The sequence below is a fragment of the Variovorax sp. LARHSF232 genome (assembly GCF_052871435.1).
This window is the reverse complement of record NZ_JBIXJS010000003.1, coordinates 345,379-367,121: the sequence shown is the minus strand read 5'-3', so window position 1 is coordinate 367,121 and position 21,743 is coordinate 345,379. Positions and strand designations below refer to the sequence as shown.

The 21,743-nt window shown below is 68.2% G+C and carries 18 protein-coding genes; 12 read left to right on the top strand and 6 right to left on the bottom strand.

Annotated elements, in window-relative coordinates:
* Positions 1–87: 87 nt before the first annotated feature.
* Together ACIPRI_RS10530 and ACIPRI_RS10525 are read right to left on the bottom strand one after the other, a co-directional pair.
* Entirely contained in the window at positions 88–1,008 is a 921-nt protein-coding gene (locus ACIPRI_RS10530) for a polysaccharide deacetylase family protein (RefSeq protein WP_446621380.1), read from the bottom strand.
* 68 nt (positions 1,009–1,076) lie between these two features.
* Positions 1,077–1,550, bottom strand: coding sequence for a nucleoside deaminase (locus ACIPRI_RS10525; RefSeq protein ID WP_446621379.1), 474 nt, complete (start codon positions 1,548–1,550; stop codon positions 1,077–1,079).
* A 287-nt stretch (positions 1,551–1,837) separates the two neighbouring features.
* Here ACIPRI_RS10525 and ACIPRI_RS10520 point away from each other — a divergent pair, with 287 nt between their 5' ends.
* From ACIPRI_RS10520 to ACIPRI_RS10480, 9 genes are read left to right on the top strand one after another with little or no spacing between them, the layout of a single operon-like run.
* Positions 1,838–2,827: a BMP family protein gene (locus tag ACIPRI_RS10520; RefSeq protein WP_446621378.1), complete on the top strand. Its 990-nt coding sequence runs from the start codon at positions 1,838–1,840 to the stop codon at positions 2,825–2,827.
* Between the two features lie 12 nt (positions 2,828–2,839).
* On the top strand, positions 2,840–4,405 hold the full coding sequence (locus ACIPRI_RS10515; RefSeq protein ID WP_446621377.1) for an ABC transporter ATP-binding protein: 1,566 nt from the start codon (positions 2,840–2,842) through the stop codon (positions 4,403–4,405).
* Positions 4,398–5,516 (top strand): ABC transporter permease, encoded by a 1,119-nt coding sequence (locus tag ACIPRI_RS10510; protein ID WP_446621376.1) that lies wholly within the window; start codon positions 4,398–4,400, stop codon positions 5,514–5,516. Before ACIPRI_RS10515 ends, ACIPRI_RS10510 begins: the two co-directional genes overlap by 8 nt.
* Complete coding sequence (locus ACIPRI_RS10505) at positions 5,513–6,436, top strand: ABC transporter permease (RefSeq protein WP_446621375.1); 924 nt, start codon at positions 5,513–5,515, stop codon at positions 6,434–6,436. Before ACIPRI_RS10510 ends, ACIPRI_RS10505 begins: the two co-directional genes overlap by 4 nt.
* Positions 6,437–6,479: 43 nt before the next feature.
* Positions 6,480–7,295, top strand: coding sequence for a cysteine hydrolase family protein (locus tag ACIPRI_RS10500; RefSeq protein WP_446621374.1), 816 nt, complete (start codon positions 6,480–6,482; stop codon positions 7,293–7,295).
* A 5-nt stretch (positions 7,296–7,300) separates the two neighbouring features.
* Positions 7,301–8,515, top strand: a complete 1,215-nt coding sequence (locus ACIPRI_RS10495) for an ankyrin repeat domain-containing protein (protein WP_446621373.1) — start codon at positions 7,301–7,303, stop codon at positions 8,513–8,515.
* Positions 8,516–8,526: 11 nt separating this feature from the next.
* Positions 8,527–9,477 carry a DUF2877 domain-containing protein gene (locus ACIPRI_RS10490; RefSeq protein ID WP_446621372.1) on the top strand — a complete coding sequence of 317 codons (951 nt, stop codon included), beginning with the start codon at positions 8,527–8,529 and terminating at the stop codon, positions 9,475–9,477.
* Positions 9,462–11,021: an acyl-CoA synthetase FdrA gene (gene fdrA, locus ACIPRI_RS10485; protein ID WP_446621371.1), complete on the top strand. Its 1,560-nt coding sequence runs from the start codon at positions 9,462–9,464 to the stop codon at positions 11,019–11,021. The genes ACIPRI_RS10490 and fdrA overlap by 16 nt, the downstream gene beginning before the upstream one ends.
* Positions 11,018–12,445 (top strand): oxamate carbamoyltransferase subunit AllG family protein, encoded by a 1,428-nt coding sequence (locus ACIPRI_RS10480; RefSeq protein WP_446621370.1) that lies wholly within the window; start codon positions 11,018–11,020, stop codon positions 12,443–12,445. Before fdrA ends, ACIPRI_RS10480 begins: the two co-directional genes overlap by 4 nt.
* A gap of 72 nt (positions 12,446–12,517) precedes the next feature.
* Here the strand turns inward: ACIPRI_RS10480 and ACIPRI_RS10475 are convergent, their stop codons facing one another.
* Positions 12,518–13,060, bottom strand: a complete 543-nt coding sequence (locus ACIPRI_RS10475; RefSeq protein ID WP_446621369.1) for a hypothetical protein — start codon at positions 13,058–13,060, stop codon at positions 12,518–12,520.
* 233 nt (positions 13,061–13,293) lie between these two features.
* On the opposite strand from ACIPRI_RS10475, the gene ACIPRI_RS10470 reads away from it, so the two are divergent.
* The 3 genes from ACIPRI_RS10470 to ACIPRI_RS10460 are packed head-to-tail and all read left to right on the top strand — an operon-like array spanning position 13,294 to position 16,817.
* Positions 13,294–14,544 carry a thiamine pyrophosphate-dependent enzyme gene (locus ACIPRI_RS10470; protein ID WP_446621368.1) on the top strand — a complete coding sequence of 417 codons (1,251 nt, stop codon included), beginning with the start codon at positions 13,294–13,296 and terminating at the stop codon, positions 14,542–14,544.
* Positions 14,545–14,548: 4 nt separating this feature from the next.
* Complete coding sequence (locus tag ACIPRI_RS10465) at positions 14,549–15,562, top strand: alpha-ketoacid dehydrogenase subunit beta (RefSeq protein WP_446621367.1); 1,014 nt, start codon at positions 14,549–14,551, stop codon at positions 15,560–15,562.
* A gap of 4 nt (positions 15,563–15,566) precedes the next feature.
* Positions 15,567–16,817 carry a dihydrolipoamide acetyltransferase family protein gene (locus ACIPRI_RS10460; RefSeq protein ID WP_446621366.1) on the top strand — a complete coding sequence of 417 codons (1,251 nt, stop codon included), beginning with the start codon at positions 15,567–15,569 and terminating at the stop codon, positions 16,815–16,817.
* Between the two features lie 35 nt (positions 16,818–16,852).
* Here ACIPRI_RS10460 and ACIPRI_RS10455 read toward each other — a convergent pair whose 3' ends face one another.
* The 3 genes from ACIPRI_RS10455 to ACIPRI_RS10445 form a co-directional block, all read right to left on the bottom strand.
* On the bottom strand, positions 16,853–19,288 hold the full coding sequence (locus tag ACIPRI_RS10455) for a DUF6351 family protein (RefSeq protein WP_446621365.1): 2,436 nt from the start codon (positions 19,286–19,288) through the stop codon (positions 16,853–16,855).
* Between the two features lie 159 nt (positions 19,289–19,447).
* The gene (locus tag ACIPRI_RS10450) at positions 19,448–20,647 is read right to left on the bottom strand and encodes an ABC transporter substrate-binding protein (RefSeq protein WP_446621364.1); all 1,200 of its coding nucleotides are present in this window, start codon (positions 20,645–20,647) and stop codon (positions 19,448–19,450) included.
* A gap of 147 nt (positions 20,648–20,794) precedes the next feature.
* Positions 20,795–21,706, bottom strand: coding sequence for a LysR family transcriptional regulator (locus tag ACIPRI_RS10445; protein WP_446621363.1), 912 nt, complete (start codon positions 21,704–21,706; stop codon positions 20,795–20,797).
* Positions 21,707–21,743 lie beyond the last annotated feature (37 nt).

The window sequence follows — 21,743 nt, the reverse complement described above, 5'->3', positions numbered from 1 at the left end:
AAGTAAATGCAAGCGGTCTGGATCTCCTCAATTGAGGGGAGGTTTGGAAAAGGTTTCGGCTTAGAGCGTGATGTTTTGCACACCGAGTCAAGGCGCAAGTCCCGGCGCCTGCACCACGTGGTTGCAAATCGCGCCGGGGGTGGTGAACCACACCTGGCCGGCATCGCGCAGCCGCGCCAGGTGCTCCAGCGCGCGCCGCAGGTGCCGCAGCCGGTAGGGCTGGCCCACGATGTAGGGGTGCAAGGCCAGGCCCATGACCAGCGGCTGGGCGCGCGACTGCTGCAGCATCTCGTCGGTGTTGTCGATCACCATCTGGGCGAAGTCCTTCGCGTCCATTTGCCGCGCGATGATCATCGGGATGTCGTTGAGCTCCTGCGGGTACGGAATCGACCACAGCGTGGCGCCCCCGCGTGCGCGCATGGGCACGGGCTGGTCGTCGTGCGCCCAGTTGAGCGTGTAGCGGTAGCCGGCTTCGGCCAGCAGGTCCGGCGTGGCGTGGCTCTCCGAAATCCAGGGCGAGAGCCAGCCGGCCGGATGCACGCCGCTTTCTTTCTGGATGCGGTCGCGGCAGGCGGCCAGCAGCGCAGCTTCATCGGCTTCACTCAGATCGGCCTGGCGCACCGAGTTGCTGTGGCCGTGGCCCACCAGCTCGTCGCCGCGTGCCACGCAGGCGGCCACCAATTCGGGGCAGTGGTCGTACAGGGCGGTGTTGAGCAGGGTGGCGGCCGGCAGGCCCAGGCTGTCGAACAGTTCGAGGCACCGCCAAGCGCCGACCCGGTTGCCGTACTCGCGCCAAGAATAGTTGAGCACGTCGGGATGCGGATGCGCCGGACCGATGTTGGCGCCCAGGCCCTCGCCAAAGGCGAAATGCTCGAGGTTGAAACCCAGGTACACAGCCAGCCGCGCGCCGTTCGGCCATGCGTAGTCGGGGCGCCGGTTGATGGCCTGGTAGTGAAAGCGGCCATGGTGCGCCACGGGCGCCAATGGGGCAAAAACGGGCTTGGACATACGGAGGAAATTCCAGTTGGTGCATGGCGCGATGCACGTGGGGCGCATGCGATTGTCAACACTCAAGCTCAGCCCTGCTTGCGCGCGGCCTCCTGCCATGCCGCGTACGGGCTCTCTCCCTCGTCCTCCACCGGCACGTACGACATCAGAACCGACTGCTGCTCGATGGGCTTGGCCATTTCGGCGTAGATGCGCGCCGTCGACAAGCCGTAGGCTTCGGCATCCGCGTTCGAGGCGGCGAAGTACGCCGCCTTGATGCCGACCATGTGCATGAGCGACAGGCACATGGGGCAGGGCTGGCCGCTGGCATACATTTCGCACCCGTCCAGGCGCGGATTCTTCTGCGCCGCCGTGGCCGCGCGGATCGCCTGCATCTCGGCGTGCGTCGACGGATCGTGGGTGGCCAGGATTTCGTTGACGCCGGTGGCCAGGATCTCGCCGTCCTTCACGAGCACCGCGCCGAAGGGGCGGCCCGCGTGCTCGAGCACGTTGTTGCGCGCCAGGCCGACGGCCATGCGCAGATAGTCCTTGTTCAGGGTCATGGTGATTTCCTTTCCCTCATATCTTCGCGAATCAATGTAGGAAGCGCTCCGACCCGTGTCGAGAAGCGGGGGCTGATGCGCCACATTGACGCGCGAAATAGTGGGGAAGCCCGAGCGGCCAAGCCGCACCAACATTCATCGAACGGATAGTCCACATGCGTCCGAGGCGCATAGACATCGCCATCCAAAAGCGATGTCATCCATGCCAGCCGATTGCAGGCCGCAGCGGGCGCGAATGAAGGGCCCGTCATGCAGAACGCTTCAAGAGATCAACAGGAGACAAGGACATGAGCATCGATCGCAGACTCTTCCTGACGCGAAGCGCGGCCTCGGCCGGCGTGTTCTCGCTGCAATGGGGCCTGGGGGCCAGCGCCTGGGCCGCCGATGCGCCGCGCATCGGCGTGCTGATTCCGGGCTCCAAGTCCGACCACGGCTGGATGGAGTCGGGCTACAACGGCGTGAAGGCCGCGCAGAAGCGCTACGACGGCAAGGCCAAGATCACCTACATCGAGAACGTGAAGTTCGGCGACATGGAGCAGGCGCTGGTGGCGCTGGCTTCCAAGAACGACCTGGTCATCGGCTGCGGCGGACAGACCCAGGCCTCGGTGCTGAAAGTCGCCAAGCGCTTCCCCAAGGTCAAGTTCTCCATCGTCGGGCCGACCGGCACGCCCACCGACAACGTGGCGCAGTACGACGTGCTGCAGGCGCAGATCGGCTTCGTGGCCGGCGCCGTGGCGGCCATGCTGTCGAAGAACGGCGCCGTGAGCTACGTCGGCGGCATGGAGATCCCGGCCATCGTGAACACGGGCAAGGAGTTCGGCAACGGCGCGCGCTACGTGCGGCCCGACATCAAGTACTTCGATGCCTACACCGGTGACTTCGACGACGTGGCCAAGGCCAAGGAGGCCACGCTGGCGGCCATTGCGCAGGGCGCGGACGTGCACTACAACATCCTGAACCTGGGCATCCGCGGCATGGAACAGGCAGCGCGCGAGAAGAGCACCCGGCTGATCGGCAGCTACGCCAACTACTGCGCCGACGCCAACCCACTCTACGCGGCCTACACGGTCAGCGGCATCGGCTTCATGGTCGAGTACGCCATCGACCAGTTCATGGCCGGCACCTGGAAGCCCGAGTACAAGCAGTTCGGCCTGGCGATGGGGCCAAGCTCGGCGGGCATGGAAGTGTGCGGCGGCGGCACGCCCCAGATAGCCGCCAAGATCAAGGAGATCCAGCAGGACCTCCTGGCGGGCAAGATCAAGGTCGCCATCGGCTGACGGGCTGACGCCGTGGCGCTGCTCGAACTTGCAGGCGTGTGCAAGCGCTTCGGCGCAGTTGCCGCCCTGACCGACATCACCCTCGACGTCGAACGCGGCGAGGTGCACTGCCTGCTCGGCGAGAACGGGGCCGGCAAATCGACGCTGTGCAACCTGATCTTCGGCGTGCACCGCCCCGACGCGGGCCGCATCGCCTTTGGCGGCATGCCCTTCGCGCCGGACGGGCCGGCCGACGCGCTGCGCCAGGGCATCGGCATGGTCCATCAGCACTTCAGCCTGGTGGGCACGATGACGGTGGTCGAGAACCTGATGATGGGCCGCACCGGGCCCATCCTCGATGCATCGCAGGTGGTGGCGCGCATGAAGCGCCTGGCCAACGAATACAAGCTGGAGATCGACCCCTGGCGCGTGGTGCGCGAACTGTCGGTGGGCGAGCGCCAGCAAGTGGAGATCATCAAGTGCCTGCTGGGCGACCCGAAGCTGCTGGTGCTCGACGAGCCCACCGCGGTGCTGCCGCCGGGCGAGGTGGATTCCTTCCTGGCCGTGTGCCGCCGCGTGGCCGACGACGGGCGCGCCGTGATCCTGGTGACGCACAAGCTGGCCGAGATCGCCAAGGTGGCCGACCGCACGACGGTGCTGCGCCAAGGCACCGTGATCGAGACCGTGCCGATGGCGGGGGCCGACATGCGCGCGCTGGTGCGCTCGATGATCGGCCACGAGATCCAGAGCGGTGGTGGCGTGCTCGCCGCGACGCTCGGCCTGGCCGATGCGCCGGCCGAGGGTCGCGCGCCGCCGGCGCCGCAGCCCGCGGCCGCCGCCGCTGCCGGCACACCGGCGCTCGAGCTCAAGGGCGTGAGCTACCGCGACGCGGGCGGCGTCACGCGTCTGGACGAGGTCTCGCTCAAGGTGCGGCCGGGCGAGGTGGTCGGCATCGCCGGCGTCGAGGGCAACGGGCAGAGCGAACTGGGCGCAATCCTGGCCGGGCTGGCCCGCGCCAGCGAGGGCAGCATCGTCGTGGACGGCACCGACCTGACAGCAGCGACGCCCAAGGACATCACCGCCTGCGGCGTCGGCATCGTGCCGGAAGACCGCCATGCGGTGGCCGTCGTGTCGGAGCTGAGCATCGCCGAGAACATGTTCCTGGGCGCCACCCGGCGCTTCAGCCGCTTCGGCCTGCTCGACCGCGCAGCGATGAGGAAGGCAGCGACGGCGCTGATGCGCGAGTTCGACGTGCGCGCGAGCCATGCCGATGCGCCCATGTCCAGCCTCTCGGGCGGCAACCAGCAGAAGGCGGTGCTGGCGCGCGAGCTCACGCTGTCGCCGCTGAAGCTGCTCTTGGCGGCGCAGCCCACCCGCGGGCTGGACGTGAGCGCGGTCGAAGCGGTGTACGGCCGCATCCAGGCGGCGCGCGACAAGGGGCTGGGCGTGCTGCTGATCTCCAGCGAACTCAATGAACTGATTGCCGTCTCCGACCGGGTCGCCGTGATGTACCGCGGCCGGATCGTCGGCGAAATGGAAGCCACCGCGGCCAACCGCGAAGCCATCGGCTCAATGATGTCCGGACACGCACATGAATAGGCAATCAGGCACCCTGGCGATGCAGCCCATCCAGTCGCCAGTCAGCCCGCGCAGCCTGGGTCCGGGCACCCTGCTCAAGATCGCCGTTCCGGTGGTTGCGACCGTGGCGGCGCTGCTCGTCGGCCTCATCATCATCGCCAGCACGGGCAGCTCGGTGGCCGACTCGATGGAAGCCTTCTGGGACGGCATGGCCGGCAGCAGCTACAACATCGGCGCCTCGGTCAACCGCGCGATCAGCCTCGGCTTCGTGGGGCTGGGCTTCATCTTTGCGAACCGGGCCAACCTGACCAACGTGGGCGGCGAAGGCCAGCTCGCGATCGGCGGGATGATCGCCACCGCCGTCGCGCTGCACGGCGCGGCGGCGCTGCCCTTCGGCCTGGCCTTCGTGCTGCCGCTGCTGGCGGGCGCCGCGGCCGGCGCGCTGTGGGGCGGCGTGGCCGGTTGGCTCAAGTCCTGGCGCGGCACCAACGAGGTGATCACCACGCTGCTGCTCACCTTCATCGCGCTGCCGGTGGTGTACTGGTCGGTCGAGTCGGTGCGCCTTTTGCGCAAGCCGATGACCGAGGTGTCGTCGCTGCCCGAGTCTGCGGAGATCGCTGTGCAGACCCAGCTGCCCATGCTGTTCCCCGCCGACCCGACCTCGCCGCTGCACATCGGGCTGCTGCTGTTCGTGGCCGCGGTGGTGGTGGTGTGGGTGCTGCTCAAGCGCAGCGCCTTCGGGCTGAAGCTGCGCGCGGTGGGCCTGAACGACATGGCCTCGCGCCGCGCCGGCATCCAGACGGGCCGGCTGGTGGTGCTGGCGATGGCCGCGGCCGGCGGGCTGGGCGGCCTGGCCGGCGCGGTGTTGATCCAGGGGCAGAACCACTACCTGACCAGCGAGTTCTCCTCAGGCTACGGCTTCGACGGGCTGGTGGTGGGCCTGCTGTCGCGCGGCTCGCCGCTGGGCGTGGTGGTGGGCGCGCTGCTGTTCGGCTTCCTGCGCTCGGGAAGCATCGCCATGGAGATCAGCGCGCAGGTGCCGGCCGCCGTGGTGCTGATCTGCCAGGCCCTGATCGTGATCGCGGTGGCCGGGTCCACCTGGCTGGTCGACAAGAAAGCGGGAAGAAGATGACCGAAGACCAACTCGCCGTGTTCATCGGCTCGGGCTTGCGCCTGGCCATGCCCATCCTGCTGGCCGGTACGGGCGAGCTGCTGAGCCAGCGCGCCGGCGTGCTCAACCTGAGCCTGGACGGCATGATGCTCACCGCTGCTTTCGCCGCGGCGCTGGCGGCATGGCTCACCAAGTCGCCCATGGTGGGGCTGCTGGTGGGCGTGCTGGCCAGCCTGGTGTTTGCCTTCTTCCAGGCCATTCTCAGCGTGAGCTTGCGCGCCAACCAGCTGGTGGTGGGCATCGGCTTCAACATCCTCGCGCTGGGGGCCACCACCTTTCTCTACCGCGAGATCTTCGGGCCGCTGTCGCGCGACACCATTCCGGGCTTCGGCAAAGTGGCGGTGCCGGGGCTGAGCGAGATCCCGGTGATCGGGCCGGCGCTGTTCAACCAGACCGGGCTCACCTACGTCGCGTTCGCGCTGGTGCTGGCCACCTGGGCCCTGCTGAAGTACACGTCCTTTGGCCTGGCGGTGCGCGCGGTCGGCGAGGATCCGCGTGCGGCCGACCAGGCCGGCATCAATGTGACGCGCACCCGTTACCTGGGCGTGCTGTATGCCGGCGCGCTGGCCGGGCTGGGCGGCGCTTTCATGTCGGTGGCCGACAGCAACACCTTCACCGAGGGCATGACCAAGGGCGCGGGCTACCTGGCGATCACGGCCGTGATCTTCGGCGGCTGGAATCCGTGGAAGACGCTGGCCGCCTGTCTGCTCTTCGGCTTCGCGACCGCGCTGCAGTTCCTGGTGCCCACGCTCAAGCTGGACGTGCCCGTGGCGCTGCTGCTGATGCTCCCTTACGTGCTGGCGCTGTTCGCGGTGGCCGGCTTCGTCGGCACCAGCCGCCAGCCGGCCGCACTCACGCTGGCGTTCAGGCGGGGCGGCTAGGACCGCCATTGCAATCACAACTTCAACGCCGGAGACAGCAACCATGAGCACGATCGCATCCCTTACGTCGCAGGCCGCCAGCGAGCAGTCGTTCGAGCTGGGCTCGGGGCCCGTCTACAAATGGCGCGTCAACGCATCGCATGTGGACATGGCGGCGCCGGCCCCGGCGCCACTGCCGCTGACCTTTCATGCCGAACCGCAAACCCTCACCATCGACCTGCGCCGCAGCGCGCTGGTGGTGATCGACATGCAGAACGACTTCTGCGCCGAGCGGGGCTGGGTCGACCACCTGGGCGTGGACTACACGCCCGACCGCGCCCCCATCGGTCCGCTGCAGCGGCTGATGCCCGAACTGCGTGCGGCCGGCGTGCCCGTGATCTGGGTGAACTGGGGCAACCGGCCGGACCTGATGAACATGCCGCCCAACCAGCTGCACCTGTACAAGCCCCATGGCGTGGGCATCGGCCTGGGCGAGCCGCTGCCGGGCCACGGCGCGCATGTGCTGGAGAAAGACAGCTGGGCCGCCGCGGTGGTCGACGAGCTGGAGAAGCAGCCCGGCGACATCTGCGTCGACAAGTACCGCATCAGCGGCTTCTGGGACACGCCGCTGGACAGCATCCTGCGCAACATGGGCGTGCGCAGCCTGCTGTTCGCGGGCGTCAACACCGACCAGTGCGTGATGTGCTCGCTGCAGGACGCCAACTTCCTGGGCTATGGCTGCGTGATGCTGGAGGACTGCTGCGCCACCACCTCACCGGCCTGCTGCACCGAGGCGACGATCTTCAACGTGAAGAAGTGCTTCGGCTTCGTCACGCGCTCCGAGCACGTGACGAACGCGCTGCGCACGCTCAAGGAATGAGAGGCATGGCGATGCAAGAAAAAGAACAAGGCGATGAACTGCTGGCGGCCGTGGAGCGCGGCGATGTGCGCACGGTGGAGCGCCTGCTCAAGGGCAGCGCGCCGCTGGACTGGCGCGATGCGCGGGGGCGCACGGCGCTCATGGCCGCCACGCAGGCCAACAACGTGGTGCTCGCGCAGCGCCTGATCCGGGCCGGCTGCGATGTCAACGCGCGAGACGAGACGCAGCTGTCGCCCTATCTGTACGCCGGCGCGAACGGCTTCGACGCAATATTCCGCACCAGCATCGAGGGCGGAGCCGACCTGGACAGCCTCAACCGTTTCGGCGCCACCCCGCTGCTGCCGGCCGCGGAGAAGGGCTACCTGCGCACGGTGCAGCTGTGCCTGGACGCGGGCCTTGCGCCGGACCACCTCAATGGCCTGGGCTGGACGGCGCTGCTGGAGGCGGTGATCCTGGGCGATGGCGGGCGGCTCTTCGCCGACGTCGTGGCCACGCTGGTGGCGGCCGGCGCGGACAGCCACCTGCGCGACCGGGCCGGGCACTCGGCGATCTGGCATGCCGAAGCCCAGGACCAGCCGCTGGTGCTGCACATCTGCGTTGCCGGCGCGCATCCGCCGGGGCCGCCGCCGCTGGACCGCGTGCGCGAACTGATCCGCCGCCAGTCGTACGGCGCCGCGCTCGACATGCTCGGCGAAGACAGCGGATTCGAGTGCGATCCGCTCGACCTGCACTACTACCGCGGCTACCTGCTGGGCGAGCTGGGCCGCTTCGAGGACAGCATCGCCCAGTACCGGCAGGCGCTCGACGCCGAGCCCAAGGCCATCGAGTTCCATGCCTACATCGCCCAGTGCCTGCGCCGGCTGCAGCTTGCCGAGGAGGCCTTGCACGAGTGGGACGCGGCGATTGCGTTGCAGCCCGGCGCGGCGTTCGCGCGCTACCAGAAGTCGAACTACCTGCGCGAACTGAACCGGCACGACCAGGCGCTGACCGAGATGGAGGTGCTGCTCGCGCAGCAACCGCGGCGCGCCGACTACTGGTTCCACGCGGCCAACAGCCTGCGCTCGCTGGCACGGCACGAGGAGGCGCTGGCGGCCATCGAGGAAGCGCTGGCCGTCGATGCCACGAATGCGCTCTTCCTTGCGCACCGCGCTCGCTCGCTGGAACTGCGCGCGCCGGGCCGCGCCGCATCCAACGCCGGCGCGGTGGCGCATCGGGCTTGAGCGGAGCGGGCATGGCCAGCGCGACATCGACAGCACCCGCCGCACGGCCGTGCCGTAGCGCCGGCGAAGTGCGCGCAGCGAGCATCGAAACGGCCTTCCTCCAAGCGCTGCAACGCGAGGGATTTCACGGGCGCGTGCACAGCGTGTTCGAGCGCGTGGTGAACATCGAGCAGCAGGGCGGCGAGCTGTTCACGCTGGCCTGCCGCGGTCTCGACAGCGCGCCGAACACGGTCATCGTCCGCCTGTCGGGTTTCGGCGGATCGGGCATCACCGAAGGGGACGCCGTCCGGGGCGATGCGGCGGGCATACAGGTTGGCGAGCGGCTTTGGATCGAGCTGTCGGACGCATCCCCATGGGAATGCGCCTTGCCTGCCTATCCCCTCAAGACGATCCGGCTGCGAGCCAACCTGCGCTGGCTGCAGGCGCAGCTCGATCGTTTGGGCGCGGCCGGCGGCATGCTCGCGCCGCCGCGCGGCGGAAGCGCATTCGAGTTGGCCGTGGCGGACACGCTGGCACAGCGCTCAGCCCAGCTGTCCGATGCGCTGGCGCACGGCGACCATGCGGCCGCGCGCAAGCATGCGAGCAGCCTGTTCGGACTGGGCCCGGGCCTCACGCCATCCGGCGACGATTTTCTGGTCGGGCTTTTCGCGGTGCTGAACATCTCCGCAAGCCCGTGCTGCGGCTGGCTGGGCGGCGGCGCCGAGGTGCTGGCCGGCGCCGAACGATCCACCCATGCAATCAGCCTTGCGGCGCTGACCCAGGCCGCCCGCGGCCGGGTGCGAGAAACCATCGCGTCGCTCATCGGCCACCTCATGTACGGCGCGCCGGGGGAACTTGGGCCGGCGCTGCGGCGGGTGCTCGCGATCGGGTCCACCTCGGGCACCGACATCGTCGCCGGGGTCCGCTGCGGCCTCGAACTCAACATCTCACACGAAGGAAGGCGCTCATGCCAGTCAAGGTGATCGTTCGGAAGAACACGTACTTCGATTCCGTCTCGCTGATGTCCCTGTCGACCAGGGCGAACCAGATCGAAGGCATCGAGCAAGCCGTGGTCGCCATGGGCACGGAGATGAACAAGGGCGTGCTGCGCAACGTCGGCCTGTTCACGCCCGAGGTCGATGCCGCGGGCAACGGCGACCTGCTGATCGTGGTCAAGGCCGCGAGCGACGCGCGCTGCGAAAGCGCGCTGGGCGAAGTCGCGAAGTTGCTGGACAAGCGCGACAAGCCTCGCGGTGGCGCCGGCAGCGAGATCCGCTATGCCACGCTGGCCAGCGCGGCCGAGAACGTGGCCGGCGCCAACCTGGCGATCATCTCCGTGCCGGGCGAATACGCGGCACGCGAAGCCAGGGCGGCGCTCGACAGGGACCTGCACGTGCTGCTGTTCAGCGACAACATGGGCATCGAGGACGAAATCGCGCTCAAGCAGGCCGCGCACGACAAGGGCCTGCTGCTGATGGGGCCGGACTGCGGCACCGCGATCCTGGGCGGCGTCGGCCTGTGCTTCGCCAATGCGGTGCGGCGCGGCAACATCGGCATCGTGGGCGCGTCGGGCACCGGCAGCCAGGAGCTGAGCGTGCGCATCCACGACTTCGGCGGCGGCATCACACAGCTGATCGGCACCGGCGGGCGCGACCTGAGCGAGGCCGTGGGCGGGATCATGATGCTCGACGGCATGCGCGCGCTGGCCAACGACCCGGCCACCGAGGTGATCGTGCTGGTGTCCAAGCCGCCGGCCAAGAGCGTCGAAAAGAAAGTGCTCGCCGCCGTTGCGGAATGCGGCAAACCGGTGGTCGTGTGTTTCCTGGGCGGCTCGCAGGCCCCGGTCACGCAGGCCGGCGGGCACTTTGCGCGCACCACCAAGGAAGCGGCGCTCAAGGCCGTGATCCTGGGCGGCCAGAAGGAAAGCGAGATCAACAAGCGCGCACTCAACCTGCCGCTGATCGAGGAGGTGCGCGCCAAGCTCGGGCCGCAGCAGCAGTACATCCGAGGGTTGATGTGTGGCGGCACGCTGTGCGAGGAGTTGTCGCTCATCGCCCGCGAGACCTTGCCCAATGTCTACAGCAACATCGCCAAAGACCCGGCGCACCGCCTGGAGGATGCGGGCCGCAGCCGCGCGCACAGCTTTATCGACTTTGGCGACGACGAGTTCACCCGTGGCAGGCCGCACCCGATGATCGACCCGTCGCTGCGCATCGAACGGTTGCTGCAAGAGGCGCGCGACCCTTCGGTGGGCGTGATCGTGCTGGACTTCATCCTGGGCTTTGGCGCGCACGAAGACCCGGTGGGCGTCACCTTGCCGGCGATCCTGGAGGGCCAGGCGCTCGCCCGGCGCGAAGGCCGGCACCTGGAGATATTGGCGTATGTGCTCGGCACCGAGCACGACACGCCGTCGCTGGGCGAGCAGACCCGCAAGCTCACGGATGCGGGCGTCACGCTGGCCAGCAGCTGTACCAACGCGGGCCTGCTGGCACGCGGCTTTGTCACGAAGAAGGGCGCACAGCCATGAGTCGCATCCACCAGTTGTTTGAAGAAGGCGTCAGCGCCATCAACGTCGGCATCGAGTTCTTCAAGGGGGACATCCTCCGGCAGGGTGCGCCCGTGGCCCACGTCGACTGGCGCCCGCCGGGCGGCGGCAAGCCCGAGGTCATCGCGGCGCTGGACCGCCTGGCCAGCCCCGAAGCAGCGGCACGCATCGCCGCGGCCAACGAGGAGGCGGTGCGGCGCATCGTCACCTCGCAGCCCATGCTGGTGGGATTCGCACGCGCCATCGACGTCGTTCCGGGCATGACGAAGACGACCATCCTGCATTCAGGCCCGCCGATCAGCTGGGAGCGCATGAACGGCGCGATGAAGGGCGCGGTCACCGGCGCACTGGTGTTCGAAGGTCTGGCCAGGGATCTGGACGAAGCGGCGCGCGTGGCCGCGTCGGGCGACATCGCCTTCTCGCCCTGCAACGAGCACGACTGCGTCGGCTCCATGGCCGGCGTGACCTCCGCGTCGATGTACGTGCACGTGGTGAGAAACCGCACCTACGGCAACGTGGCCTACACGAACCTGAGCGAGCAGATGGCGAAGATATTGCGCATGGGCGCGAACGACGCCAGCGTGATTGAGCGGCTGAACTGGATGCGCGACGTGCTCGGCCCCATCCTCGCCGCGGCGATGGACAAGGCCGGCGAGATCGACCTGCGCCTGATGCTGTCGCAGGCGCTGCACATGGGCGACGAGTGCCACAACCGCAACAACGCCGGCACCTGCCTCCTCATCCAGAAGCTGGCGCCCTACATCCTGGAGACTGACTTTCCCACGGCGCAAAAGCGCGAGGTCTTCGACTTCGTGGCCAGCAGCGACTACTTCTCGGGGCCGACCTGGATGGTGCTGTGCAAATGCGCGCTCGATGCGGCGCACGGCGTCGAGGGCAGCACGGTGGTCACCACCATGTGCCGCAACGGCGTGGAGTTCGGCATCCGCGTCAGCGGCATGGCCGGCAACACCTGGTTCACCGGCCCGGCGCAACCAGTGATCGGGCCAATGTTTGCGGGCTACAAGCCGGAGGATTCAGGCTTGGACATCGGCGACAGCGCCATCACCGAGACCTATGGCCTGGGCGGCTTCGCAATGGCGGCGGCGCCGGCGATCGTAGCGCTCATCGGGGGCACCGCCGATGACGCGGTGGCGTATTCGCTGAGCATGGGCGAGATCACGACGACGACCAACCCCAACGTGACCATTCCGCTGCTGGATTTCCGCGGCATTGCGACCGGCATCGATGTGTGCAAGGTGGTGCAGACGGGCATCCTGCCGGTGATCAGCACGGCGATTGCGCACAAGGAGCCGGGGATCGGGATGATCGGGGCGGGGATCACGCATCCGCCGGCTGAGGCGTTTGAGAAGGCGGTGTTGGCGTTTGCGGCCAAGTTCGATTCGTAGTTGTGTAGCGGTTCCGGGACAAGGAAATCGGGTGGCCCTTCGAGGTGACTGCCAGCGCGATGGCTCAGGGGCCTACGAATGAATGTGTTCTCCACCGCTTTCTTGCCAACGTTGCTGGATTTGCAAGGCATCTGCGTCGGAGTGCGCTTTCACTCCAAGCAGAATGCCGCCTGCACGGAGTCCGACTTCGTACTGCTCGACGCGCGAGTCCGGAATGCCCCAATTCTTGAGTATTCCCATGAGGCCGATCGCTACACCAGTCGCTGCGGAAGCTATCAGTGATATGGCCAACGGCCCGGCAGCTATCCCGAAGCCAGGAATCAGTAGCACGCCCACAGCTGCAACTACGGGTGCAAGCGTGCCAACCGTCCCACCCACCGGACCACCCCACGTGTTGTTCGCTGGGTTGTTGATATCTCCTGCGGCGGCCTTCTCTTCCAGATCAGTCGCATCTGGATCATCTGTGGTCGGGTTGTGGGCGAGAAAGTATCGTTGGCGAACTTCGTCGGACATGACCACATTGACATCGCTTTTGTCGTAGCCCAGATCGACAACGAACTGGAAAGCGAGCTCCGCGCTGTCCTTGTCCTTGAACAAGCCAGTGACTATGGTCATCGCATTCTCCTTGTCGCAGTCAGAGTAGGGAGCAACCTTGCTTTTGGAGGATAGTAAGTTCAAACGCCCTTTTCGGTGTCGGTCGCACGCAGCCAACCCTGTGGCCATCGGTGCGGGGCCGCTCGGCCGCCGGGTGTCAATGGGAACTCGCGCGGTTGCCCGGCTGCGCGAACGCGCGAATTTCGCTAGGCTTTGCCTTGCAAGCGACAACAACGAGCTCGGGAGACAACGCGATGAGCCAGGGCGCCACCCCTCTTCGTCTGCATGTGCCGGAGCCCACCGGGCGGCCGGGCCGCGAGACCGATTTCTCCTACCTGCATCTCTCGCGCGCCGGCGAAGTGCGGCGGCCACCGGTGGAGGCCGCTCCGGCCGACACCAGCGACCTGGCCTACACCCTGGTGCGCGTGCTCGACGAGGAGGGCCGGGCGGTCGGCCCCTGGGTGCCCGAGGCCGATGCCGCGCTGCTGCGCCGCGGCCTGGTCGCGATGATGAAGACGCGGGTCTTCGACGCCCGCATGCTGATCGCCCAGCGGCAGAAGAAGATCTCCTTCTACATCCAGTGCCTGGGCGAGGAAGCCGTCGCCACCGGCCATGCGCTGGCGCTTGCGCAGGGCGACATGTGCTTTCCCACCTACCGCCAGCAGGGCCTGCTGCTGGCCCGCAACGACGTCTCGATGGTGGACATGATCTGCGAGCTGTTGTCCAACGAGCGCGACCCGCTCAAGGGACGGCAGCTGCCGGTGTGCTATTCGATGAAGCGCGCCGGCTTCTTCTCGGTCTCAGGCAACCTGGCCACGCAGTTCATCCAGGCGGTGGGCTGGGGCATGGCCTCGGCCATCAAGGGCGACACCCGGATCGCATCGGCCTGGATCGGCGACGGCGCCACCGCCGAGTCCGACTTCCACACCGCGCTGACCTTCGCGCACGTGTACCGCGCGCCGGTGATCCTCAATGTGGTCAACAACCAGTGGGCGATCTCGACCTTCCAGGCCATCGCCGGCGGCGAGGCCACCACCTTCGCCGCACGCGGTGTCGGATGCGGCATCGCGTCGCTGCGCGTGGACGGCAACGATTGGCTCGCCGTGCTGGCCGCTTCGCGCTGGGCGGCCGAGCGCGCGCGCAGCAACCTGGGGCCGTCCCTGATCGAATGGGTCACCTACCGCGCGGGCGCGCATTCCACCTCGGACGATCCCTCGCGCTACCGGCCGGCCGACGACTGGCAGCACTTCCCGCTCGGCGATCCAATTGCGCGCCTGGCGCAGCACCTGCGCGGCATCGGCGCCTGGTCCGAGGAGGAGCACGAGAAGACGCAAGCCGAGCTCGAAGCCCAGGTAAGCGCGGCGCTGAAGGAGGCCGAGCGCTACGGCTCGCTGGCCGACGGCCACCTGCACAGCGCCGCGGCCATGTTCGAGGATGTCTACCAGCGCGTGCCGCCGCACCTGCAGGAACAGCGCCGCCAGCTCTCGCAGTTCCAGAAAGGTTGAAGCAATGCCCGCCATGACCATGATCCAGGCGCTGCGCTCGGCCATGGACCTGATGCTCGCGCGCGACGACAACGTCGTGATCTACGGCCAGGACGTGGGCTACTTCGGCGGCGTGTTCCGCGTGACCGAAGGCCTGCAGGCCAAGTACGGCCGCTCGCGCGTGTTCGATGCGCCGATCTCCGAGGGCGGCATCGTCGGCTCGGCCATCGGCATGGGGGCCTACGGCCTCAGGCCGGTGGTGGAGGTGCAGTTCGCCGACTACTTCTACCCGGCCTACGACCAGATCGTGTCGGAGGCGGCGCGGCTGCGCTTTCGCTCGGCCGGCGACTTCTTCGCGCCCATCACCATCCGCATGCCCTGCGGCGGCGGCATCTACGGCGGGCAGACGCACAGCCAGAGCCCGGAGGTGCTGTTCACCCATGTCTGCGGGCTGCGCACGGTGATGCCCTCGAATCCGCGCGACGCCAAAGGCCTGCTGATCGCCTCGATCGAGAACGACGACCCGGTGATCTTCCTGGAGCCCAAGCGCCTCTACAACGGCCCCTTCGACGGCCACCACGACCAGCCGCTGGTGCCCTGGTCCCAGCATCCGCTGGGCGAGGTGCCCGAGGGCTACTACACGGTGCCGCTGGAGTCGGCCACGGTGTTCCGGCCCGGCAGCGCGCTCACGGCCATCACCTACGGCACCATGGTCTTCGTCTGCGAGGCGGCGGCGCGCGAGACCGGCATCGATGTGGAGATCATCGACCTGCGCAGCCTGTGGCCGCTGGACCTGCCCACGTTGGTGGACTCGGTCAAGAAGACCGGCCGCTGCGTGATCGTGCACGAGGCCACGCGCACCAGCGGCTTCGGCGCCGAGCTGACGGCGCTGGTGCAGGAGCACTGCTTCTACCACCTCGAGGCGCCGATCGAGCGCGTGGCCGGCTGGGACACGCCCTATCCGCATGCGCAGGAGTGGGCCTACTTCCCCGGCCCGGCGCGCGTCGGCGCCGCCTTCCGGCGCGTGATGGAGGACTGAGCGAATGGGCGAGCTTGCGATCAAAGTGCCGGACATCGGCGAAGGCATCGCCGAAGTGGAGCTGGTCGCCTGGCGGGTCCAGCCGGGCGATCCGGTGGCGGAAGACCAGGTACTGGCCGACGTGATGACCGACAAGGCCACCGTCGAGCTTCCCTCGCCGGTCGCCGGCAAGGTGCTCTCGCTGGGGGGCACGGTGGGGCAGCTGATCGCGGTGGGTGCGGAGCTGATTCGCCTCGAGGTGGAGGGGGGCGGCAACGTGGAGGTGGCTGGCACGCAGAAGGCCGGGCCCACGCTGGCGCCGGCGCCAGCACCAGTGCGCCCGCCCGCCACTTCAGCCGTCAAGCCCGCGCCCGCGCAGCCGGGCGAGCGCCCCATCGCCTCGCCCGCCGTGCGGCGCCGCGCATGGGAGCTCGGCGTCGACCTGCGGCAGATACCCGCCAGCGGCACCGCCGGCCGCATCGTCCAGGCCGACCTCGACGCCTGGCAGGCCCGCCATCCCGGCGTACAGAGTGCGCCGCAGCAGCCCTGCGCGAGCGCGCTGCGCGGCGTGGAGCGCCACGACGAAGAGGCCGTGCCCATCACCGGCGTGCGCCGACGCATCGCGCAGCGCACCCAGGAGTCGGCGCGCCGCATCCCGCATTTCACCTACGTCGAGGAAGTCGACGTCGGTGAAGTGGAGCGCCTGCGCGCGCAGCTCAACGAGCGGTGGGACGGCGAGCGCCCGCACCTGACGCTGCTGCCCCTGCTGGTGCGCGCCCTGGTGCTGGCGGTGCAGCGCTATCCCCAGGTCAATGGTCGCTTCGACGACGAGGCCGGCGTGCTCACGCGCCACGGCGCAATGCACGTGGGCATCGCCACCCAGACCGAGGCCGGCCTCATGGTGCCGGTGCTGCGCCATGCCGAGGCGCGCGACCCGTGGTCCAGCGCGGCCGAGATCGCGCGACTGGCCGCCGCCGCGCGCGCCGGCCATGCAACGCGCGACGAGCTGAGCGGCTCCACCATCACCATCACCAGCCTGGGGGCTCTGGGCGGCATCGCTTCCACACCGATCATCAACCTGCCCGAGGTGGCGATCGTGGGGGTCAACCGCATCGTGCTGCGGCCGGTCGTGCGCGACGGCGCGATGCTGCCCCGCAGCATGATGAACCTGTCATGCTCCTTCGACCACCGCGTCATCGACGGCCAGTGCGCGGCCGGCTTTGTGCAGGCGGTGCGGGCGGCGCTGGAGTCGCCAGCGCTGCTTTTCATCGACTAGCAGCGACGAAGCCGGCCCGCTCGATTCGGCGCTGCTTACCCGGCAGCAGGCCGCGCCTGATCCGGCCGCGCGTAGTCGCACACCCCTGCCGGAAAAATGCGCTTGAGCTGTTCGACCTGCTGTGCACTGGGCGCCGAATTGCCATAGGTGCCATCCGCCAGGGCCTGCTCCACCGGCTTGAGCGCGCAGCGGTAGATGCCGCCCTCGATGGGCGCACCAGCCACGGTGCGCGAGGTGCCGTAGAGCGGGAAGGCCTGCGTACAGGCGCCCGCCGACTGGCTGTCCAGGATGCCGGCCCACACGCCGGACCCGGCGCTCATGCGCTGGCCCTGCAGGTTGAAGCAGGCATCCACCGCGTCGGCCGGCTTGTTGCCCGTGATGCCGCCTGCGGGGTTGTTGCGCATGTTGGCAAGCCACTGGTCCATCACGTCGAGTGCCTGCATCGACTGGCTGGCCTTGGGCACGCCGGGCGTGGTGTCGGTGAACCACACGACCAGGTTGTCGCTGCTGCCCATGCTCTGCAGCACGCGCTGGCGCACGGCGAAGGACTGGTGGCTGTTGTGCATGTCCAGCTCGCGCTCCATGTACTGGCGGTGGTCGATGGCCGGTACGTCCAGCCGGCCGGTGAACACATGGCCCGAGGTGTAGGCGGCGCGCATCGCGATCGGGTCGCCCGCGGTGCGCGGCGCCGGCGCATCGGCCGACGTGGCCAGGCGCATGTTGCGCACGCTCCAGGGGTCGAAGTAGCCGGGCACGGTGAGCGCCTTGTTGACCTCGGCCGGCGTGGTGCCGAAGAAGGGGAAGCCCTCCTGCACCATGTCGCTGGGGTGTTTCCAGCCGCCCACGTGCCAGTTCAGGTGCACGAACTCGTCCATGGTGATGTGGCCCGCGCGCAGGGACTTCAGGCCGTACTGCACGCCCACGTTGTCCCAGGTGACGCGCGCCGCGCCGGTGGCGTCCACGCCGTACACGTTGCGCAGGTCGTCGTAGTGGGTCCAGCGGATGGCCGCGATGTCGCTCTGCGGCTCGTACAGCTGCTGGTTGGGCGCCTGGCCGTACCAGGGGTTCAGCGTCAGCGGCGTGAGGCCGCGCCAGGCCGGCACGCATTCGGTCGAGCCCTTGGCGGTGCTGTAGCCCAGCGCGGTCTTCAGCGGCGCGAGCGCATCGTTCACGCGCGGGTTGGGGCCGCCTTCGGGGTTCTCCTCGGCGTTCATGCCCACCAGCCAGCTGCGGTTCTTGGTCACGCGCCACTTGCCGTTGGTGCGGTCGGTCGCGTCCATGTAGTGCTCCAGCAGCTCGCAGTCGCCCACGTGGAGGGTCTGCGTGACCATGTCGGGGTAGCTCTGCACCGGCAGCAGGCCGTCGAGCACGCCCGGGTTGTTCTGCGCGATCATGTACTGCTGGATGGCGCCGCCCGAGCCGCCCAGGCCGACGGTGTAGACCGGCACGCCATAGCGCTCGACGAAGCGCTCCTTGGTCATCATCGCGGTCTCGCCGGCCAGGTTCATGTTGTAGTGCGTGCCGGTGTTGTTGCCACTGGAGTGCACGATGGCCCAGCCACGGCCGAGCACGTCGAGGTTCATCGAGCCGCCATGCACCGTGCCCTGGCTGTGGCCGATGGCCACGCCGCCCTGGAACCAATACAAGAGCTTGCCGTTCCACAGCGAGGTGTCGGTCTGCGTGCCGTTGTCGGCCGCCGGCATGGGCGCGAGCATCGCGATGCTGTAGAGGAAACGGTTGATGCTGCCGATTTCGCGGCGCACGACGAAGTCCACCGTGCGCCCGTCCGCCAGCGTCGCCTGGGCCATGTCGGACGGCCGCGAGCCGTCGGCCGGCAGTGGCTTGAGCCCGCCCGCCGTGCTGCGGTACTGGTAGCTCACGAAGGTGGCGATCGAGCAGTCGCGGCTGTAGCCCAGCAGGGTGGCCTGGGCATCGCGCACCGGGTAGCCCGGCGGCGAGGCGCTGTCCACCAGCGGCTGCTTGCCCACTGCCCCCTGGATCGTGGTGCAGACGAAGGGCGTCTGCTGCGGCCCGGTGAACATCGGGCCCGTGATCGGGTAGTTGGTCAGGGTGAGCTGGTCGCGCGGCTGGCCGCTGTCGCTGCGATGGCGCACCTCCAGCGTGTTGGCACCCACCTTCAGGCCGCTGATCACGCCTTCGAGGCCGGCCGCGGTTTCGGCGAGCGCCACATCGAGGCGCATGCCGTTGAGCCATAGTTCCAGCTTGTCGCGCAGGCCCGGCGCGGCGCGCACCTCGATGCGCGCATCGCCGCCCGAGACGTGCTCGGGCGCGCTCGACAGCACGCGCAGGCGCACGGTGCTCGCCTGCTGCGCGGTGTCGCTCTCGGCGCTGCTTTTCGCGCTGCCGGCGCTGACGCCCGATCCGGCGCCTCCGCCACCGCTGCCCCCGCCGCAGGAAGCCAGCAGCACTGCACACGCGGCCCAAGCGGCCGCCAGACCTTTGGATGTCATTGCGTCTCCTCGAGGCCCCCAGGCCTTTGTTGTCGTTGTCGGAGCCGGACACGCCGGCCCTGCGCTGCAGATCGCCCGCACGCGGGCGCCGCGGCGCGAAGACTAGACCTTTTGGCTTTGCATGACCATAGGGCGTAGGGGCAAGGAAACCCGCATCACCTACTTCGCGTTCACATCCACCGGCAAGATCTCATTGCCCACGAAGCGGGTCCACACATAGTCGTTCTCGTTGATGGCGTCGTGGTTCTCCGGCGTGAACGGCTTGTTGTAGGTCTTGATCAATCCTTCGTACTTGTCGATCTTGTAGAAGCCTTGCCGAATCGCGTCGCCGCTGGTGCTGCCGGCCTTGTCGATGGCCATGGCCACCAGGTGCATTGCGTCATACGCATTGGCCACGCCCACCGCGGGCGTCACGTCGCCCGGGCCCTTGATGTCGGAGTACTTCTTCTTCAGCGCGTCGAGCACCTTGTCGCCCACCGGCGTCTGCTTGCCGAAGAAGCTGTAGGTCTGCACGAAGACCACGTCCTTCGCATTCGGCCCCGCGAGCTCGCTGAAGCGTCCGCCGGCCGGCCCCCAGTGCGAGACGATCGGCGGCTTCCAGGCCATGCGGTCGAGCGACTTCACCACCTGCGCCGACGGGCCGACATTGCCCACCATCAGCAGCGCGTCGGCGCCGGCCGACTTCAGGCGCGACAGCTGCGGCGTCACGTCCACGTCGTTGGCCTCGAACTTCTCCACGCCGGCGGGCTTCAGGCCCTTGGCCTTGAGCGCGGCGAGCAGGCCGTTCAGGTTCGATTCGCCCCAGGGGTTGTTGACGACGATCACGCCGGGGTTCTTGGCGGCGTAGCGGTTCTGCGCGTATTGCAGCATCGCGCGGTCCACGATCTCGTCGACGGCGGAGACCCGGAACACATAGTTGGGGTTGGCCCCGTTGCGGGTGATCGGCGTGCCCGCGGCCCATGGGCCCATGAAGGGCACCTTCTGCTCGTTGGTGATCTGGATGATGGCAAGCGACACGGGCGTGTCGAGACCGCCGATGAGCACCGCCACCTTCTCCTTGAAGATCAGCTCGCGCGCGGCGACCTGGCCCTTGGCGGGGTTGGCTTCGTCGTCGCGCCGCACCAGCTGCAGTTGGCGGCCGCCCAGCACGCCGCCCTTGGCGTTGATCTCGTCGATGGCAATCGACAGCCCCCGGTGGATGGCTTCGCCAGCTTTTGCCGACTGGCCGGACAAGGCCGTCACCAGGCCGATCTTCACGGCCTCCGCTGCTGCCAGCGGGCCGGTGAGCAGGGCGCCGCACACGGCAGCAATCAGGTGCCGGCGCGCAATGCGCACACGGCTGGAACGGTTTCCGGGCATGCTTGTCTCCATATATATATGTGTGGAACGCCAGCGCAATTTAGTCCCAGCCCAAGGCGTTCGCAGCCTGCCCAGGCGCATAGTCCGAATTCATGTAGTGAATAGAGTGGCGCGCGCGGGCGGGCGGTGCGCCGCCGCCTTCGCGGCTCACTGCACCAGCAGTTCGGCGATCAGCGAGCGGATCCAACGGTTGGCCGGATCGTGGTGATAGCGCTCGTGCCAGTGCTGCTTGATCTCGAACGAAGGAATCTTGATGGGCGACTCGATCATCTTGATGCCCGGGAATTCCGCGAAGGCCAGCGCCAGGCGGCGCGGCACCGTGACCACGTAGTCGGACTGGCTCACGATGATCGGCACGGCGGTGAAGTGCGGAATGGTCAGTGCCACCGGCAGCCGGTGCCGCGCAAACGCGCGCTGCACCACCGCCGCGTGGCCGGTGCCCGGCGTAGTGATGACGGCATGCCGCATGCCGGTGAACTGCTCGATGCTGACGCGGCCGCGCGCGCGGGGATGGTCGGCGCGCAGCAGGCAGACGAAGTTGTCGACGTACAGGCGCTGTTGATAGAAACCCGCCCGTAGATCGGGGAAAAACCCGATGGCCAGGTCCACGTCGCCCGAGGCCATCGCGGCCTGCTCGCCGTATTCCGGAATGCGCAGCACATTGACCTTGGTATTTGGGGCGCGCTGCACCATGGTGCCGAGCAGCTTGGGCAGGAACACGGCTGCGCCGATGTCGGTGACGTAGAAGTTGAAGGTGCAGGTTGCCGACAGCGGCTCGAAGGTGGTGTCGATGTTCAGCGAATTGGCCACCAGCTCGCAGGCGCGCTGGATCGGTGGGCCGAGCATTTCCGCATAGGGCGTGGGCTGCATGCCGCCGCCGGTGCGCACGAACAGCGGGTCGTTGAACGTCTTGCGCAGGCGCGCGAGCGCGTTGCTCATGGCCGGCTGCGACAGGCCGATGCGCCTGCCCGCGGCCGTGATGTTGCGGTCTTTCAGGATCGCGTCGAACACCACGAGCAGGTTGAGATCCAGCGAGCTGAGGCGGAGGCTGTTATCCACGGCGTGAATCTTAAACATATCCGATGCCGTCTGGACA

Bases quoted from the DNA above. Each gene is read 5' to 3' on its own strand.
- ACIPRI_RS10530 (WP_446621380.1), bottom strand. From the start codon at position 1,008: ATGTCCAAGCCCGTTTTTGCCCCATTGGCGCCCGTGGCGCACCATGGC.
- ACIPRI_RS10525 (WP_446621379.1), bottom strand. From the start codon at position 1,550: ATGACCCTGAACAAGGACTATCTGCGCATGGCCGTCGGCCTGGCGCGC.
- ACIPRI_RS10520 (WP_446621378.1), top strand. From the start codon at position 1,838: ATGAGCATCGATCGCAGACTCTTCCTGACGCGAAGCGCGGCCTCGGCC.
- ACIPRI_RS10510 (WP_446621376.1), top strand. From the start codon at position 4,398: ATGAATAGGCAATCAGGCACCCTGGCGATGCAGCCCATCCAGTCGCCA.
- ACIPRI_RS10505 (WP_446621375.1), top strand. From the start codon at position 5,513: ATGACCGAAGACCAACTCGCCGTGTTCATCGGCTCGGGCTTGCGCCTG.
- ACIPRI_RS10500 (WP_446621374.1), top strand. From the start codon at position 6,480: ATGAGCACGATCGCATCCCTTACGTCGCAGGCCGCCAGCGAGCAGTCG.
- ACIPRI_RS10495 (WP_446621373.1), top strand. From the start codon at position 7,301: ATGGCGATGCAAGAAAAAGAACAAGGCGATGAACTGCTGGCGGCCGTG.
- ACIPRI_RS10490 (WP_446621372.1), top strand. From the start codon at position 8,527: ATGGCCAGCGCGACATCGACAGCACCCGCCGCACGGCCGTGCCGTAGC.
- fdrA (WP_446621371.1), top strand. From the start codon at position 9,462: ATGCCAGTCAAGGTGATCGTTCGGAAGAACACGTACTTCGATTCCGTC.
- ACIPRI_RS10480 (WP_446621370.1), top strand. From the start codon at position 11,018: ATGAGTCGCATCCACCAGTTGTTTGAAGAAGGCGTCAGCGCCATCAAC.
- ACIPRI_RS10475 (WP_446621369.1), bottom strand. From the start codon at position 13,060: ATGACCATAGTCACTGGCTTGTTCAAGGACAAGGACAGCGCGGAGCTC.
- ACIPRI_RS10470 (WP_446621368.1), top strand. From the start codon at position 13,294: ATGAGCCAGGGCGCCACCCCTCTTCGTCTGCATGTGCCGGAGCCCACC.
- ACIPRI_RS10465 (WP_446621367.1), top strand. From the start codon at position 14,549: ATGCCCGCCATGACCATGATCCAGGCGCTGCGCTCGGCCATGGACCTG.
- ACIPRI_RS10460 (WP_446621366.1), top strand. From the start codon at position 15,567: ATGGGCGAGCTTGCGATCAAAGTGCCGGACATCGGCGAAGGCATCGCC.
- ACIPRI_RS10455 (WP_446621365.1), bottom strand. From the start codon at position 19,288: ATGACATCCAAAGGTCTGGCGGCCGCTTGGGCCGCGTGTGCAGTGCTG.
- ACIPRI_RS10450 (WP_446621364.1), bottom strand. From the start codon at position 20,647: ATGCCCGGAAACCGTTCCAGCCGTGTGCGCATTGCGCGCCGGCACCTG.